The 19,303-nt window shown below is 50.9% G+C and carries 10 protein-coding genes; 8 read left to right on the top strand and 2 right to left on the bottom strand.

What is annotated here, in order from left to right; all coding sequences use genetic code 11:
- Window positions 1-700: 700 nt before the first annotated feature.
- The 8 genes from AC2D8O_RS06695 (at window position 701) to AC2D8O_RS06660 (ending at window position 14,029) form a co-directional block, all read left to right on the top strand.
- Window positions 701-3,100: a PKD domain-containing protein gene (locus AC2D8O_RS06695; RefSeq protein WP_484678025.1), complete on the top strand. Its 2,400-nt coding sequence runs from the start codon at window positions 701-703 to the stop codon at window positions 3,098-3,100.
- A gap of 3 nt (window positions 3,101-3,103) precedes the next feature.
- A complete protein-coding gene (locus tag AC2D8O_RS06690; RefSeq protein ID WP_484678024.1) occupies window positions 3,104-6,808 on the top strand; it encodes a hypothetical protein in 3,705 nt (1,234 codons plus the stop codon).
- A gap of 17 nt (window positions 6,809-6,825) precedes the next feature.
- A complete protein-coding gene (locus AC2D8O_RS06685; protein ID WP_484678023.1) occupies window positions 6,826-10,530 on the top strand; it encodes a DUF6443 domain-containing protein in 3,705 nt (1,234 codons plus the stop codon).
- On the top strand, window positions 10,527-10,994 hold the full coding sequence (locus tag AC2D8O_RS06680) for a hypothetical protein (RefSeq protein ID WP_484678022.1): 468 nt from the start codon (window positions 10,527-10,529) through the stop codon (window positions 10,992-10,994). The genes AC2D8O_RS06685 and AC2D8O_RS06680 overlap by 4 nt, the downstream gene beginning before the upstream one ends.
- 67 nt (window positions 10,995-11,061) lie before the next feature.
- Window positions 11,062-11,883 (top strand): RHS repeat domain-containing protein, encoded by an 822-nt coding sequence (locus tag AC2D8O_RS06675; RefSeq protein WP_484678021.1) that lies wholly within the window; start codon window positions 11,062-11,064, stop codon window positions 11,881-11,883.
- Window positions 11,880-12,461 (top strand): hypothetical protein, encoded by a 582-nt coding sequence (locus AC2D8O_RS06670; protein WP_484678020.1) that lies wholly within the window; start codon window positions 11,880-11,882, stop codon window positions 12,459-12,461. The genes AC2D8O_RS06675 and AC2D8O_RS06670 overlap by 4 nt, the downstream gene beginning before the upstream one ends.
- Before the next feature lie 77 nt (window positions 12,462-12,538).
- Complete coding sequence (locus tag AC2D8O_RS06665) at window positions 12,539-13,378, top strand: RHS repeat-associated core domain-containing protein (RefSeq protein ID WP_484678019.1); 840 nt, start codon at window positions 12,539-12,541, stop codon at window positions 13,376-13,378.
- 12 nt (window positions 13,379-13,390) lie between these two features.
- Complete coding sequence (locus AC2D8O_RS06660; protein WP_484678018.1) at window positions 13,391-14,029, top strand: hypothetical protein; 639 nt, start codon at window positions 13,391-13,393, stop codon at window positions 14,027-14,029.
- Between the two features lie 691 nt (window positions 14,030-14,720).
- Here the strand turns inward: AC2D8O_RS06660 and AC2D8O_RS06655 are convergent.
- A complete protein-coding gene (locus AC2D8O_RS06655) occupies window positions 14,721-16,127 on the bottom strand; it encodes a TolC family protein (RefSeq protein WP_484678017.1) in 1,407 nt (468 codons plus the stop codon).
- Between the two features lie 26 nt (window positions 16,128-16,153).
- Entirely contained in the window at window positions 16,154-19,294 is a 3,141-nt protein-coding gene (locus AC2D8O_RS06650) for an efflux RND transporter permease subunit (protein ID WP_484678016.1), read from the bottom strand.
- Window positions 19,295-19,303 lie beyond the last annotated feature (9 nt).

The raw sequence follows: 19,303 nt of genomic DNA, 5'->3' as shown, positions 1-19,303 counted from the left end.
GTTGTCTTTTATAGTAACACTTACTCTCATATCCGTGGCAGGAAATAGTTTTCATCGAAAATAGTTATTTAGAATATTGATTTTGAGCAATTTAACAAGCACTCAAATCCCGTAACAATCCGCACCAGCCCGTGCACTACTGAAAGTCAATTTCGATAAAATCTACTGTATCATTTACCCCTGGTGTTCGTAACGCCCCACGGAAAAGCCGGGAAGCCATCACAAATGCTTTATGACCAAGTGCTTGCACTCGCACTTATCGCCGAGGGCCGCCTTTCAACCAACCCCGACGGCTCCGTCACCTACGTCTACATCCATCAGCCCACCTCGACAGCACCCGCATTGTGGCTTTTGCCGACCTCAACAACGCCAACTTTTGCACGGTCAACACTGCCCGTGACCTCTTCACCGCCCCCAGTATACACGAGTGAGGGCCTGACTTATCAATCTCCCGCCCTCAAAGCCCCACTGCCCATTTTGCAGTGGGGCTTTTTCGCCTACAAACAAACCCTGCTTGCCAATAACACCCAACTTTTCCACAAAAAGCCACCCTAACTAGCAAGCATAATCATGATTCTTGTAACATTGATGCACAACTACAGCCAACCACGTGCCGCACCAGATCAAGCGGAGTTTGCGGCAATACCTGCTGTGCTCCTTCTTCCTCTTCCCGGTCTTCGCCGCTGCCCAACTTGATACTTTGCGTAATCGCACGGGCCAGAAGCTTGCCTTCACTGACGGAAACTGGGTATACACGCCTGAGGGCAATGTGCTCGACGCCTACCTCCCCTGGCAGGCGCTATACGACAGCCAGCAGGTTGTATTTCTGCCCGTACCGGGCTCTCGCCACAACTGGTTTCAGTTGCAGCTGGCCCGCGGACAGGTGCAGGATGGCCGTCTTTTCCGACTGACAGACAACGCAGTCGCCGCTCCTGAGATACTTCTTCAGGGCCCCGAACTGCTGAGCCAGATCGAGTTTCACCTCAGCGACCGCTGGCTTCTGGTACGTCAGGCCAGCAGCTTCTACGCATACGACCTCCACAAAAACGGTCGCGTCATCCGTTTCTCGCACGACTGGCTCAAGGTGCCCAGCACTTCCTGGGCTATTCTCGCAAATGGCAAAGGTTTGGTTGCCCTCAACCCTGAGACCAGCGAAGCCAAGGTCTTTGGCCTCTCAGAAACTACCGAGAAGATTGCTGAACTGAAATCGCCCGACGAAATTCAATCCCTGTTTTCGGAAGGCAAGCTGCCTGCTGTGTTCGCTTCGGGCAAACAACTGCCTCTTAGCGAGTGGATGTCCCAAGCACCCGCCATTCTTACGCAATGGAAGACGCGCTTTCCTACTGCTTTTGCCGCAGTCAATCCAACGACTGCAGCTGCGAAAACAGGTGTTGCCGTTGTTACACCCACAACGCAATCAGCGCCTGCATCCGCCAGTGCGCGCCGGAACCTTGCCGGAAAACTCCCTAAAAGCACCCCGGCTTCCAGTCGCCGCTTCAATGTATGGCAGTTCGGAACTGGCGCCGGCATCGACTTCAATACACCCCTACCCGAGCTGCTACAGGGCAACCAGCTGACACAGCTTGAAGGCACGTCCAGCATCTGTGACGCTGAAGGTAATCTTCTGCTTTACACCGACGGTCAGACCGTCTTCAACCGCTTTCACGATATCATCCCCGGAGCCACTGGTCTGGCAGGACACAGCTCTACTACACAGGCTGCCCTTATCGTCCCGGCCCCCGGCCACGACAGCCAATACTACATCTTCACGCTCGACCAGGGCGGCTACGAAGGCGAAACACAGGGGCTGACTTATACGCTCATTGACCTCCGCCTGAACGCTGGGCGCGGGGGCGTAGTCCGCAAGAATATCCCTCTTGCCAAAGCTCAGACTGAGAAGATGGCTGCGGTCATGCACGCCGATGGCGAACAGGTGTGGGTCATAACCCACGCAAGCGAAAGCAACCAGTTTCTGGCCTGGCGCGTCAGCCGCTCCGGCGTTGCCACACAACCTGTAGTAAGTGCGGTCGGGAGTGTCCATCCCCAGTACAACAACGGCACACTCGGCCAGATGAAAATCAGCGCCGATGGCCGCAAGATTGCCGTTGCCATCACTGGAACCTGGACTGTAGAGGCAGCCAGTTTCGACGCAGCTTCCGGCAAAGTATCGAGTGTGAAGCAGCTGATTGGGCGCAATGCAGGCTTCGGAAAAGCAACTGTGCGGCAGCCTTATGGCCTTGAATTCTCTGCCGACGGCAGCCAGTTGCTGATTTCGGAACTGGAGATGCCGCGCCTGCATGTGCTGGAGATTGCTTCCGGCGCCGTCAACACACATGATATGCCCGACAGGCTCCGCACAGGCGCACTCCAACTCGCACCAAACGGCTGGGTAATCGGAGCCATCCGCGGGCAGGAGAAACTGCTGGTCTGGACCGGTGGTAATCCCGACATTCTGGATGCTCCTGGACTCAACAGTGGCATCGGGCTGCCCGCCAGCATCGCCAATTACACCGACCGCCGCCATGCCCGCTTTGCCCAGCTTAGTGGCTGTTTCGGTATGCCCACGCAATTAAAAAACCAGAGCGGTGAAGCCGAAAGCTATGACTGGACCTTCGGCGATGGCGCAACCAGTACCGATCAGCATCCCACACACCTCTACCCCACGCCCGGCGTCTTCAATGCTCGGCTCATCGTGCGGTGGAAAGACGGCCTGCGCGATACCGTCAGCCACAATGTGGTAATCACAGCGACTGACCTCGCCCCCCCTATCGCCACCATAACCCATCAGTTGCCTACAACCGGCAGCCCCGTTGTCCTGGGCTCCGGCCGACTGGAGGGCTGGCAGTACCAGTGGAACACGGGCCATCAGTCCCCACAGCTGGAAGTCTGGGAGCCAGGGCAATACACACTACAGCGCACTCTAGGCGGCTGCTCCTTCACTGAAACCTATCAGGTCTTGCCACCTCCCAGCAATCCCCTACTGGCAGTAACCGAACCGCACACCCCCTTCTGGAAGCGCAAGTGGGTCCCCATGTCCCTGCTGCTCGCCTCCTCCGTCCTCTTCCATTCCTACCAACCGAAGTTCTTTGTCAAAGAATAGCATATGAAACGCATCACCACCCTCATCATTATATCACTTGTCGCATTCATAAAAGTGGCTCATTGCCAACGAAATCCCTATTTATATGATCCAGCTAGCCAAACACCCCAAGCATCTACTCTTTTACACCTTATCAACAATAGTGAAAATCTCTATACAGGTTGTTTAGATATCGGAATACCATTCTTCTCAATCAAATTAGGCCGCCTAGATATTCCAATTGGAATTCGCTATTATTCCGGAGGGACTAAAGTAAATCAACTAGCAACAAGTATTGGACTAAATTGGTCATTGACATGCGATGGATTAGTAACACCCAACGTAAAAGGATTACCAGATATTATACCTACTTCATTAGCATACAATGATACCGGATCAATGGCCACAAATACTTCCATAATAAGTGGATACCCGACCGTAGGAAACACTTACATCCCACCCGCTAATGCATTTAGAGATATTTCAGATATACTTATAGAATCATTAACAATAACAGATTTAATGTATTATGTATCATTATTTGAGAGCTATTATATCAATAGCGAAGAAATGAGATTATTTGTATTAAGTAGCAGTAGTGGCGCCATCGATACCGAGCCAGATATTATCACATTTAGCGCTCCGGGAATTTCAGGAAAATTTCTTCTTGACAGAAATGGAATACCACATTTAATTGAAAATAAACCATATAACATATCATTAATGAAGAATGAAATAGGAAGAATTATTGGATTCAAACTTGAAGATAACTCAACAGGAATTGTTTACATATTCAATAAGTCAGAAGTTGTTTTAACCCGCAGCACAGCATACAATTCTGGCACCAAACCTAGATATGACATAAATACTGCAAACTGGCATTTATCAAAAATATATACACCGGAAAGGGATACCTTGACGTATGAGTATCAGTATATGCCATACCAAATTATAACTAACATTAGTGATTCGAGGAGCTTTACGCATGGAGGAACTGGCTGTGGAACAGGTAGTGCAATAAGCAGAACAATAACACACTTAAGTTCTAACGGGTTAACAATCAAAAAAATCAGCTCGAACAGAGGGCACAAAGTTCATTTTGTATATTCTGACTCGGCTAGAAAAGATATTCCAGGAACCTATCCAATCCAGAGAATCCTTTACAGTTTTAATGATCAACCGATAGAAGAGGTAGTATTATCTCAGTCCTATTTTACTAGTAATGATAACCTTGAAGAATGGGAGCCAAATTACGTTCGTTATAGATTGAAAATCGATTCATTATCTTTCTCTTCTGGTGAAACATATGCAATTAAATACAACCAGATGACCAGAATACCAAAAACAACTTCATTATCACAAGATTATTGGGGATATTTCAACGGACACCTAAATTCAACTCTATTACCCAAATTACCGGAATCAAAAACTCCATTTATGACAATTATTGACGCACCTCTACTAAATTCCTACCGCAATAACAGCAGTTTTTTTGCGAATAGAGAACTGAATAAAATATACAGCAATTTTGCCCAAATCAGATCGATAAAAAATCCACTTGGAGGTATTACAAATTACGAATTCGAATCCAACGATGCACTGCTTGGAATAGATTCTCATAATTATCAAAATGACAGCATTGCAATTGTTACAAAGATAAAAGACTACCAGAATTTATATGGAACAAAATCGATAACATTCACCATGCCCGCTTATGGAAATAATGATGTTGTTTTATTCCTAACAGACCTGCCGCAGCTAACAAACGAACGCGGAGATGAAGGCTATGGAACCGGAAGAATTACCGACTTAACAACAAATTCCATAATTTACCAATCCTCTATCCCACAATTTTCCGAAAAACAACTTGAATTAATTCCTGGACACCAATACAGAATAGACGCTACAATTGTGAGCGGTCCGAATGATATTCATGCATCGGCTCAATTAATTATAAAACGCTATAAATTCAATACAGAATATAAGGTCATACCAATAGGAGGGTTACGAATCAAATCAATCTCACAGATTGGCATAGACTCCTCAAGTTATACATCATTCGAATATGATCAACGTCACGTACAACTACTATTCAAACCACAATTTGAAAGCTTATCGATTAGCCATACAGATAAACCAATAAGCGATGCAGGAGAAGAAGCAGAACTCCAATCGTACGGAATTTGTTTTTTTACAAATCTCTCCTCCTCCCCACTAAATGATGCAGCAGCACCATCACATATAGTTTACCCGGTAGTTTACACATCATACGGACTGAATAGGGAATACGGGTATCGGTCTTCAAGATTTTATTTCCATGATGACGAATACAAGCTCGGTGAATTTACCAGAACAAGCTATGATTATGTTAGAGGGTTACCAATTTCTGATACCCTGTTTGAAAACATAAATGGCGATTTAAAAGTAAAATATATTACTAATAATATTTATTTTTCATCAAGAAACAATGGATTACACATTGGAGCCGAATACCCATATATTTCAGATAATAATTCAGAATATATTGACAAAAAAATAGTTGCTCTTAGAATGAGATATCATTCAATTAATCCATACACTTTATGCTGGGACGGAGAGTGGTACACTCACCACACCGACTGGGTCCGCAAAGTTGCTGAAGTTCGTACTGAATTCTTCGACGGCCCCAATGGTGAACGCCTCTCGCGCTCAGATACTACACTGTACCGCTACGACAACGCCGAGCACACCCTGCCCACCGTTGTCCGAACCTCTTCCTCCATCGCTCCGGGGGCTGCTACCTATCAGGTGTCCCTCTTCAATTCCGACTACAAGGCGCTTTGGACTACCCCAACCGCGACGGTATTGCAGCCCCTCCGTGCACTTTATGAAAAAGGCCGGGTAGCAGAACCCGTTGAACAGCACTCCTTTGTTCAACTCCCCAATGGTCAGGCCTATGGTCTCGATGGCTGGCGCTTCGGCTATTCGTCTATCTCTCGCCCCGATACCACCCTTCAGCTCCTCACAACCGCCGATCGCTGGCAGTCGCCACAACAACTGCTGAGCAACCCGCAGAATCTGCTCGCCCCTTCGCTGCCCCGCCTGGAAGCCACTACCGGTTACGAGCGCAAAGTCACTAACGTCGCCTATAGCCGCTGGCTCAAGCCCGAGCATATTCAGCTCACCGACGGTCCCAGCAAGCAGTTTTTGTGGTCTGCCAATGGCACCGATCTGCTTGCCGCCTACGCTGGGCCGCCCGCTACCAACTGGCTCTTTTGGAGCGCCGAATCGGAAGAAATGGCTCCAACCTTCTTCAGCACCTCCTCGTCGTATGCCTTCGTCAACAACGGTTTCAGTGGCAACCGCTCTGTACAGGGACAGTTCAATTCCAACACGCTACCCCAGGCCAGATATGTCGTCGAATGCTGGGCGCGGGGAACAGGCACACTGAACCTGGGAACAACCCAGACGCTCACCAATAGCTGGAAGCTGTACCGCATCGTTACGCCGCTCACTACCCAAATCCAGTTCAGCACCCTGGGAGATGCCCAGATCGACGATCTCCGCATCTATCCCATCGATGGCCAGCTCCAATTCTTTGGCTACAACGAGCGGGGCCTGCTCTCTCTCATCGGGCAGCCCAACGGGGTCTTCAACCGATACACCTACGACGAGGCCGCCCGTCTACAGGCTATTTCCGATCCGTTCGCCAACGTACTGAAGGCCATTTTCTACCACTACAAGCCCTGAGCTCCTCCTCTACTGCCATGCGCGCACTGCTTACGTTGCTGCTCTCCTGCATCTGTCTGGGAGCCTTGGGCCAATCGCCTGTCATTCAGGCATCCGGGCCGCTTGCCCTCGACCGCGGCCAGTCTGTTACCCTCAGTCTCAACCAGACCGGGCAGTCTGTCGCTTGGTACCGAGATGGACAACAGGTAGGGAATCAACCTGCTTACACTGCAAGCAAAGCCGGCAGCTACTACGCCGTGCTGACCATCGCGGGGGTGCCTAAAACCTCCAACACAGTCACGGTCACCGTCAAGCAAACCGTATCGGCGCTTGCATCTCAGCCCCAGAACTACGTTGCACAGGTTACCGCACTCTACCCCAATCTCAGGTCTGCCGCCGACGCCGCTACCGTCCATTTCGACAGCGCTTCTGTTGCCATACAATACATCGACGGCATTGGCCGTAGCGCCCAGACCGTCAATCCGCAGGCTTCTCCCGGGAAAAACGATACACGGCAGATTCAGGTCTACGACCCCTACAGCCGGGTAGAGAAAGAATACCTCGCCTATGTAGCTGGCAATGAAGGCCTGTACAGCACCACCGCCCAAACCGACCAGCAGCAGTTTTATACTTCTGACAATGAAACCACCGCTGGCATCATCCGCGACCCCAACCCCTTCCTCGAGCACATTCTCGAAGGCCTGCCCAAGGCCCGCAGCATCGAAACGGGCGCGCCCGGCACCGTCTGGCAGATTCAGCGAAATGCAGCCGGACAATCCACCGGCTCCGGCCGAACTGCCCAGACCCGCTATCTCGGCAATGCGGCGCAATCCGTACGCCGTTGGCAACTGCCACCCGTAGCACCCGACGCCCACAGCACCGCCTTCTGGCCTGCCGGTAAACTCGCTCTCACGCAGGCCCGCGACGAGCAGGGCAGCCTCGTCCAGTCCTTTACCGACCCTCAGGACCGCATGCTCCTCAAACGCACCCTAGCCAGTGTGCAGGCCGCCGACTCCCTCTGGGCCGAAACCTACTACCTCTACGACGTCTTCGGGCGCCTTGCTCTCGTCATCCAGCCCGAGGGCGTCAAAGCCCTGAAGGCCCTGCCCGAATGGAACGACCCAACCACCACCGTCACCCTCTCCGCCGACCTACTCGACAAGTGGTGTTTCCAGTATAAATACGACGGGCGCGGCCGCGTCATTGAGTCCAAGGTGCCCGGCGGCGGATGGCTTCACACCGTCTACAACCGCGCCGATCTCCCTGTCCTCGTGCAGGATGCAAACCAGCGCTCCCTTACCACCCGCGAGTGGCTCTTCACCAAGTACGACCAGCTCAAGCGGCCCATTCTTACCGGCATCCTCCGCTCCCAGCTCTCCCGCGACAGCCTGCAGAAACTGGTGGACGCCCCAGCTGCCGTTCTCTTCGAAAACCGCGCTGCCACCGCCACAGGCTACACCTGGCAGGCCTTTCCCACCGCCACCGACACCACCCTCCTCACCGTCACCTGGTACGACGACTACGACTTCAACCGCGACGGCACCCCCGACGCCGCTTTCACCCCCCGCCCCGACTTCCCCGACACCCCCTGGCCCAGTGCCCACGGCCTCCAGACCGGGGGCCGCGTCCGCATTCTCCGCTCAAACAAGTGGCTGCGCTCCAGTCAGTTCTACGACGACAAAGGCCGCGTCCTCTTCTCCGCTGCTCAAAACCATATCGGCGGTGCCGACTCCATCTGGACCCGCTACAGTTTCGCCGGATGGGTCCTCAAAACCACCCGCAAGCACACCGCCGTCTTCCCTGACACCGCCTACACCCTCCTCCTCACCGACTCCCTCCGCTACGACCACGCCGGCCGCCTCACCGAGCAGTGGCACCGCATCAACCAGAAGCCGGCCCAGCAACTCAGCGCCCTCACCTACAACGAATTGGGGCAGGTCATCCAGAAGAAGCTCCACCGTTACCCCAACGGCACCTATCAGCAGTGGGTCGATTTCCGCTACAACATCCGGGGCTGGCTCACCGGGGTAAACCCGACATCCCTCGCCCGCCAGTCCGGCGAACCTCTCGACCTCTGGCAGTTTGACCTCTATTACGAAAACCACCCCGATTCCACCTTCCGCCAGTACAACGGCAACATCAGCGGACAGCGCTTCCGATACCTCGCCAACACCATTTATACGGTTCCTTATGGTTACAACTACCGCTACGACCGCATGAACCGCATTGCGGAAGGCCGCTGGACCCAAGCCGGATACACGGGCCTCTTCAACGAGCGCTCCATCTCCTACGACCTCAACGGCAACATCCTTGGTCTTACCCGCACGGGCCCGAACCCCACCACAGGCGATAGCGTGGCGTATTCCTACCAAGGCAACCGCCTCTGGAACACCCATAACAACTACCTCACCGGCAACAGCCCATACTCCGTCTTCGACTACGCCCGCACCACTACGGCTCAGGAGTACTTTTACGACGCCAACGGCAACCTCACCAAGAACCTCAACCGGAATCTGATTCACCAGCGCTACAACCATCTCAACCTGGTGGATAGTCTTCGGTTTTCGACCAATCAGTACGTCGTTTATACCTACGATGCTGCCGGCCGTAAACTACAGGCCAAGAGCTGGAACAACACCCAGTTCGCCACTATCACCTACGCTGGCGGCATCCACTACAACGGCTCCACGCTCGACTTCATCCAGACCGCCGAAGGCCGCCTCGACGCCAATCCCGACGGCTCCTTCACCTACGTCTACACCCTTCAGGACCACCTCGGCAGCACCCGCATCGGCTTTGCAGACGTCGACAATGATGGCGACGCCGACCAGGTGAACCGCTTCGCTTACATGCCCTTCGGCTTCCGCATCGGCAACCACACCGCCGAAACCCCCGGCTACCAAAACCGATACCAGTACAACGGAAAGGAATACCAGCTCATCGGCAGCCTCAACCTCGCCACCCTCGACTACGGCGCCCGCCAGTACGACCCCGCCCTCGGAAGATGGCATGTCGTCGACCCATTGGCTGGTAAATTTTGGGATTTCAGCCCATACAACTATGTTTACAACAATCCTCTACGCGTTAAAGACATTGACGGGAGGGAAGGAAAGGATGTGATTTATTCCCTTCAGAGAAACAAAGAAGGTAAAGTAACAGGTGTAACAGTGTCCGCAACTGTATATATAACAGGCCCAAACGCCTCTGCCGAAACAGCTGCGGCGCTGAATAAGCGAGCCGCAGCTTTCTTTAGGCCTGGGGAATCAAAAGACGGTGTTAAAGTTTCTTTCGCTATAAGATACGAATACCGTGAAAATATGGACAGAACAGAGCTCAGGGCTGGAGAAAATCTACTTGTTTTTAATGAAAAAACTTCTCAAGGTCGTGATAGATCTCATGTAGAATCACGCGGCAGAACTAAAGAAGAAAAACTACTATTAACAAGTAATTATGGCGAGATATATTCAGAAGACTCTCAAAATTATGGCACGATTATTCACGAAACAGGTCATTTAATTGGTCTAAAAGATCGATATTATGAAGGAGATTTTAGTGCCCCAATGGATGGTTTTGAGAATGACTTCATGGGTGCCCGAGGTGGTAATTTTAGTCAATTTCACTATGATTCATATGGGGAATATACCAAAGACCTCAACAGAAGGCACCCGAAAGCAAGCGTAATTGAAGGCTATCGCATAGTTGACGAAAACCGCGAAATAGACCCTAACAATTTACACAAATGAAAGCTCTTTCTGCCTCAATGTTATTTATAACATTTTTTCTCATCAGTTCTTGCAATAATAATGGAGTCAAGAGAGAAAAAGGTTACCTTATTTTTCAAGGAAATTACAGCGATTGCCTATCAGGCATTTATTTTCTCCCAGTAAAAATAGGAATCGAAGAATTATCAGGACCAAATAAAAAACCTGCAATTAAATTTATGATAGCAGATAGCTCATTCGCAAAATGGATACAAAAAAACTCAAATACTTATATAAATTACTCTACTTTATTAAATAATAATTGCCCATGCCCAAATCAAAATTTGATATGGACAATACCTGTTGAGCTAGAATTCAAGATACTACAAAATCGCCAAAGAGACCAAGAGATCCATTATATGTATATGAAAGATCGCGATATCGAAATTGAATTTTATTTCTACAATGAAGAAGTAGAAATAAAAAACTACAGACTTGTTAAATAATATAAAACTTTATTATTTAAGTACTCGATTAAACTAGGCTTAGTTTCAGGTACACCGCTTCGCCTACATGCCGTTCGGCTACCGTATCAGCAACCACTCCGCCGAAACGCCTGGCTACGAAAACCGCTACCAGTACAACGGCAAGGAATACCAGCTCATCGGTGCCTTCAACCTCTACTCCCTCGACTACGGCGCCCGCCAGTACGACCCCGCCCTCGGAAGATGGCATGTGGTGGATCCGCTGGCGGATAAGATGCGCCGCCACAGTCCATACAATTATGCCTTCGATAATCCGCTTCTTTTCATTGACCAAGATGGAATGGCGTCGGATACATCTCCAAAAGCCAGAGCCCAACATGCATATCTTAATGCTCCCCTCATAGGTTTTCTGGAAGAGGCAAAAAGCACATTCACTAGTATTGGAAGAGCTACGGTAAAAACAGGTAGTGGGATAGCAAGCCGTGGTTCCGTATTCCTCTCTTTACTATTTTTGTCAGGCGACACTCATCGCCCAGAAGTGCGCGTTATGAAACGCTCTCAGAGGGCAAAGGCATCCAGCAGCGCGGATTCGGAAAAGGGACCACCTAATACTGAAGAGAAAGCACAGGAGGCTCTCGATGAAATACTTGAGGATAGCGAAGTAGAAAAGATAGATAAATCAGAGGTTCGTAGCCGAGAGGGTGGCGAAGACCAAGCAAACAATGACAATGACAGAATTCGAACAGGTCCTACAAATCCTGCTGATAAAAACCCCAAATTTCTAATCGCACCAGGCCCAAATGGCAGTACAGTTATTCGAAGAAATGAATCAACAGACAAGGCACAGCGTCCTGTAGTTGAGATTCAGAGTCCAAACCACAAAAAGATTAAAATCCGATACAACCAATGATTATTCATGGCCTCAATCCAAGCTTTTCGCCATTGTCATCCGAGGATGCGGTGTTTGTTAAAAAAATACAAAATTTATTTTTTAATTCAGGCTATTTGTTAAATTTAGAGGAGTGCAAAAAAAGAAACTGGATATGCGTACCTCAAAATAACTTCTGGGGGTATATAACCAGTGACATAATGAATAAATACGAATTATTATTCAAAAAGCATATAACTGAAAAACTGTTTGTCGTATTTAATGAATCTGAATTCGATTTAGACACAATTACTTATGACGTAAACTCTATTAGAATGAGTTTCAGTGTTAACACTATTGATTTAATAAAAGTATCAGATGAGTGCGACTCATTTAATTATATGGTGTTTGATGAAAATATAAATTTTGTCATTATCTTCACCGTAGAAGACTATAATGTATACTCGGGAAACATAGAAGATATCAGTATTCTTTTCGAAGGAAATATCAAAGAGACGATAAAAGAATTCAGCAGGGAAATAGAAGAAGGCAAATATGAGAAATTTGTGAAAGGAATTTACATAAAACTTGAAGAGCACAACAAGAAAATTCAATTTTAGGAACCAAAGTCAAGTTTAAACAGCCTCAAAAGCTCCTTCAGGACCACCTCGGCAGCACCCGCATCGGCTTTGCCGACGTGGACAACGATGGCGACGCCGATATCGTGCACCGCTTCGTGTACCTGCCTTTCGGCTACCGCACGCCCACCCACACCTACGAAACCGCTGGCTATCAGAACCGCTACCAGTACAACGGCAAAGAGCTTCAGCTCATCGGCAGCCTCAACCTCGGCATGCTCGACTACGGCGCCCGCCAGTACGACCCCGCCCTCGGCCGCTGGCATGTCGTTGATCCCCTGGCGGATAAGTTTTGGGATTTCAGCCCATATAACTATGTTTACAACAATCCATTATCCTACATTGACCCAGATGGCCGTGGCCCTGGCCCTGCCGTAGCTATTGCAAGAGCCGCATACAAAGCTTACAAGATATGGCAGCGTGTAGGCCGTCCCTTAACCAAAGCCGATTTAAGTGCGGCGGGTATTGAAATACTGGAGGCATTCCTTTTTGACATCAATACTATATTTGAAAGTGGGGCAAGTTTATCGCAAATAATGTCTGCAATAGCGGACATCACTATTGGAACAGAGCTCAATGAGAAAGGCATTTTGAGAGCCTCGATAGGTAATCATGCGCTTGAACCAGAAGAAGCCGAAAGGCTACGAGAGAAAGTAGCCAGAGGGGAGCCTCTAACCAATGAAGAGAAATTAAAACTAAAAAAACAAGAAAAAGAAGATGGCGAAAGACGATCAAGGCAAAATCGCGAAGACAAAACACCACCTCAAAAAAGCAAAGATGAAAAAAAGAAAGACAAAGAAGAAAAACAACGCAGAAAAGAAGAAGAAGAACGGCGAAGAGAGGAAGTGGACAAAGAATGGCGTGACCGTCAGGGAGACGGAAAAGAAGGCAATGACTAAGCAGCCACTACTATGAAGCGAAGCGAATTCGAATTCTATTACAACCTTGCTATTAACTCGCCCAACGAGTTCTTCGAGCTATTGGACGCTAAGAAGATAACATCTAAAAGACTGCTCTCCTATTTAGCAAATAGAATTGTTGAAATCCATAAAGAAATGGGGAGCTCGGCTTCCACTAGCTATATCATGCTTGAATGCATAGATCAAGATATTTCTATTGATTTTAACAAAATAAAGGAATACTATAAAATAATTAAAAATGAGAACTTATCATCAATACATATTCCAATAATAGATTATACGTTCTATATGTATGGAATGTACTATTGGCTTGATATTATAGACATAATGAATGAAATTTTAAAAAAAGAACATACACCAGCATTTACCATAAAGCTTTGCGCATACTGCTATAGAATAACATTAGATGATAAGTACATTAAAAAAATAAACAAAATTCTTGAATTACTAAATCAAAAAGAAAAGGATAACGAGGCTCTATTCAGAAGGGGACTGATAGAGCAGATTATGTATGGTGAGAATTTCAGTAAAATTTTTAACGACAAAAAACTATACAGGATCCTTAAGTCACACAAGATGGACAGATACCGGGGGCACCCTTCGCTGCTTTCCAAATATATGGATGAATAGCGTTTCCACAGCCTCGACGCCAACCCCGACGGCTCCTTCACCTACGTCTACACCCTTCAGGACCACCTCGGCAGCACCCGCATCGGCTTTGCAGACGTCGACAACGATGGCGACGCCGATATCGTGCACCGCTTCGTTTACATGCCCCTCGGCTATCGGGCCGTCAGCGGTACATTTGAACTCCCCGGCTACCAAAACCGCTACCAGTACAACGGCAAAGAGCTTCAGCTCATCGGCGCCTTCAACCTCGCCACGGCACCCCGCCCTACCAGCACACCTCCCGCCGCATCTCAAAAAATCTCTCAAAATCCTGCCTCAAAAACGCCCGAGAAACCTAGCTTAGACCCACAATCTGGGCCCGTTGAGGCACTTTGGCGACTCCAAAAATTGTACCTCTCCCTCTACTGAAAACCGCCCAGCCCCACCGCTGCGGTAACGCACTTATTCCACTAGCAGCGGAGTACGCTCTCAACTGGAAATAGCCGCTCCAAAATAGCGGTTTAAGGGCGATCAACACCTGGAGGCAATGAATCCCGCCTCTTGGCCCATACCGTACGGATTCGCTTCAGCAACCTGAAAAGAAGACCGTAGATTAGTTTTAAAAACTGTCGCCAATACATAATGCCAGTGCTGATTCAGTAAAGGGAGGACGCAGTATCAAAACCACCCCCTCCCATAAAAACATTGAAAATCATTGCCACCCGCCGCCCAAAACCCGGTACATTGTGACCCTGGCTTTTAGTTGCGCGGTCTTGGCCAACACCAATTCCAGATTGGCCTCCAAAGCAGCCCGCTGGGCTACCAACACCTCCAGGTAGGTTGCCCGGCCGGTCTGGAACAGCTCTGTCGAAATCTGTACGGCATCCAATGCAGCATCCGCCTGCCGTGTTTTGGCCTCGGCGATTGCCTGCAGATTCTCAAGCCGCTTCAGCTCGACATATACCTCTCTGTATGCGATAACAATCTGATTGTGATAGCCATATACCGCCTCTAACTGCTGTGCATTGGCGGTTTGCAAGGCAGCTTTGAGCGCGCGCCGGTTCAGCAGTGGCGCCGTAAGCCCACCTAGCAGGTTCAAGGCGACCGACTCAGGTGTGCGCGAAAGCAGGTCAGGACGAAATGCCTGCAAACCAACACCACCAGCGAGCCGAAGCGAGGGCAACAGCTGAGAGGCGGCAGCGTACTGTTCAGCCTTTGCTGCCTGCACTTCCAACTCGGCCCGGCGCAGATCCGGTCGGTTATGCAGCAAGAGCAATGGCCGCCCAGCCCACAATTCCTGTAGCGACGCAGGCGTAAAACCTGCCTCCGATCTGCTCACCACACCTGGGAAGCGCCCTAGCAGTTGGTTCAGCTGCGCTTCCACCTCCACTGTCTGCTGGGCGTTTTCCCGCAGCAAGGCCTCCACTTCAAACACCTGCGCCTCCAGCTGCTTCACTCCCAGCTCGGTTTCATTGCCAGCTTCCTTCTGTATACGCACCAGTTCCAACGCCTGGCGTTGCAGGCGCAGGCTGCTGTCAGCTATGGCACGCACAGCATCCAGCCCCAGCAGATCGTAATAGGCAAGTGCCGTCTGGGCCACTACGTCGGTTGCCAACAGGTTCCGCCCTTCCACACTGGCCAGATAACGGGCTACCGCCCCACGCTTCCGGTTCTTGAGTTTGCCCCACAGGTCAACCTCCCATGAAGACTGGAAACCCAGGAAGTAATCGGGCAGCAGAATCGGCACAGTCTGGCCCGGAAGTATGTCGGTAGTGATGTTGCCTGCCCCATCCATCGTGTAAAGACCAAAGCGCCGGAGGCCTGCGCTGGCTCCCACCTCTGCTGTTGGAGCCAAGGGTGCGCGGGCAGCCAATACCTCCGCCCTGCGCTGCATCACCTGCTGGTCGTTTGCCAACAGCTCCAGGTTCTGCTCCAGCGCGGTGTCAATCAACGACACCAGTATACTGTCTTTGAAGAAAGACCGCCAGCTGGGCAGAATGGTATCCGGTGCGGCTGGCAGACTGTCAACCGGATAAGCAGTCGGAAGTGACAGCCGCGTACTGGGAGTCTGCTGGGGCCGAATACCGCAACCCGTCAACAGCAGTACCAGGGCAAACAACCAGCATCCGAAGTTCTGGCAGTGGTTCATTGTGCACCTCCTTCTGTTTGCGAAGAGGTCAAAGACCCCGAACGCCGTTTCTCCAGACGCACAAAGACCACGTACAGCCCAGGCACCACCAGCACACCGAACAGTGTACCAAACAGCATGCCCCCGGCTGCCGCTGCCCCAATTGTTCTGTTACCTATGGCGCCTGCCCCTGTTGCTATCACCAAGGGAATCAGCCCGGCGATGAATGCGAATGAAGTCATCAGAATGGGGCGCAGACGTATCCGGGCACCCGCTATTGCCGCATCCACAATCGGCAGGCCATCTCGCTGCTGCTGCACGGCAAACTCTACTATCAGAATGGCATTCTTGCCCAGCAGGCCTATCAGCATGACCATCGCTATCTGTGCGTAGAGGTTATTCTCAAGGCCCATGGCCCACAGCAGAAAGAAGGCACCGAAAATCCCGGTCGGCAGTGAGAGAATCACCGGCATCGGCAGCAGAAAGCTGTTGTATTGTGCCGCCAGCAGCAGATACACAAACAGCAGACAGATGAGAAATATGTACAGCGCCTGATTGCCCGACTGTACTTCGTCTCGCGATATGCCCGCCCAGTCTATGCTATAACCTCTGGGCAGTGTCGACTGCGCTACTTCCTGAATGGCCCGTAAGGCACTGCCACTGCTGTAGCCCTCGGCAGGCTCGCCATTGAGCTCGGCCGACGGATACATGTTGTAGCGCGTCAACTGGTCTACGCCATACACCTTCTCCAGTCGTACAAAGCTCGACAGTGGCACCATCTCGCCTCGCTCGCTTTTCACATACAGCGACAGTATGTCTTCCGGGCGCGAACGGTATTCCGGCAGAGCCTGAACCATCACTTTGTACATCTGCCCATAGCGGATGAAGTTGGTAGCGTACTCGCTGCCCAACAGCGTTTGCAGTGTGCCCATGGCCGCCGCAATTGTCACTCCCTTTTGGGCTGCTTTGTCCTTGTCTATGTGCAGCAGATACTGCGGAAAGCTGGCATCGAAAATCGTGAAGGCTGACGCAATCTCCGGTCGCTGTTTCAGATCCACGATAAACTGCTGAACCACCTGCTCCATCTGCTTCAGATCACCTGTGCCCGTTTTGTCCAGCAGGCGCAGCTCAAAACCACTTGCGTTGCCATATCCTGGCACTGGCGGTGGCGGGAAAAACTCCAGACGGGCATCGCGGATATGGCGCGTGGCCTCTTCCAGCGCTTCCATCACTTCGACTGAGGAACGGCCACGGGCCTCCCAGTCTACCAGATTCACCAGGCAGGTACCATACGTTGCGCCAGTACCATCCGAGAGTATGTTGGTGCCTGCCAGCGTCGCAATCGATGCGATTTCAGGCACCGACTGTCCAATTCGCTGCACCTCATTCACTACAGCTTTTGTCCGCTCAAGTGTGGCGCCCGCAGGTGTCGTGATACTCACATAGAATGTCCCCTGGTCTTCATTCGGAATGAATCCGGAAGGCTGCAGCCGCGACAGGATCCCGGTAAATACCAGAAAGGCAGCCAACACCCCGAACGTAACCATCCGCCGTGTGATAAAATGGCGCAGAAGCCCCTGATACCGGTGCGCCGAGCGGTCGTACCACCGATTGAATTTCCCAAAAAACCCACTGTGATGGTGGCCGTGAGCCATAGGACGCAGAAAGAGTGCACACAGGGCAGGCGTCAGCGTCAGAGCCCCAACCCCTGACAGCACTATGGCGGAAGCCATGGTTGCCGAAAACTGCTTGTAGAAGATGCCCGAAGGCCCCGACAGGAAAGTCGTCGGCAGAAACACCGCCGCCATTACCAGAGTGATGGCCACAATAGCACCGCTGATTTCTTCCAGTGCTGCTTCCGTGGCTTTCCGCACGTCTGTCTCGCCTTCTTCCAGTTTCGCATGCACCGCTTCCACCACCACAATGGCGTCATCTATCACAATACCGATTGCCAGTACCAAGGCAAACAGCGTGATCAGGTTGAGCGAGAAGCCCAGCATGTGCATGAACAGAAATGCCCCAACCAATGATACAGGCACCGTAAGCGCCGGAATCAGCGTCGACCGCCAGTCCTGCAGAAACACAAACACCACCAGCGATACCAGAATGAATGCCTCTATCAGTGTCTTCACCACTTCATGTATCGACGCATCCAGAAAACGGGAGACATCGTAACTGAACTCATAGGACATACCCGGAAGAAATACCTCGGCCTGCAACTCGGCCATGCGCTGCTTGATGGCCGCAATGACCTCACTGGCATTCGACCCCGGCAGCTGCTTGATCATGATGGCCGCGGCAGGCTTGCCATTCAGCTTGGACTCCACATCAAAATACGTGGTGCCAAACTCAACCTCGGCAATGTCGCGCAGACGAATGATCCGCCCCCCAACCTCCGAACGCACCGGTATGTCACCATACTCCTCCGGGGTCTGATAGCGGCCAGTGTAGCGAATAACATATTGTAACGACTGGGCCTTTCGGTCCGAGCTCTCGCCGACCTTCCCCGGGGCAGCCTCTACATTGAATGCCTGCAGCACCTCCGCCACCTCGGCCGTCGAGATCCCGTAGGCCAGCATCCGGTCGGGCTTCAGCCACACCCGCATCGCATACTCCCGCGCACCCAGTATATCTGCATACCCAACTCCTTTAATCCGTTTCAGCTCGGCCAGCACCTGGATGTCGGCAAAGTTGTACAGGAACTTCTCCTCCAGTGTGGTGTCGCTGCTGTACAGGTTCAGGTACATCAGCATGGCGTTTTCTTCCTTCGCAATCTTCACCCCGTTACGGATCACCTCCGCCGGAAGCTCGCCCATCACCGCCGCCACCCGGTTCTGTACATTCACCGAGGCGATGTCGGGGTCTGTCCCCACCTCAAAAATCACCTGAATCACCCCCACACCGTCATTCCCGGCATCGGAAGACATATACTTCATTCCAGGCACTCCATTGATGGCACGCTCCAGCGGAACAAGCGCGGCTTTCGTCACCGTCTCCGCATTCGCACCCGTGTACTCCACCGTCACATTCACCTCTGGCGGAGCAATACTCGGGAACTGGGTCATTGGCAGATTGCCAAGCGACAGCAGCCCCAGGAACACTATGATCATAGAGATCACAGCCGAAAGCACTGGCTTTCTGATAAATATGGACTTCATCGCGGTGCA

Source organism: Pontibacter sp. T17 (genome assembly GCF_057219875.1).
This window is presented reverse-complemented; position numbering and strand designations above follow the sequence as displayed.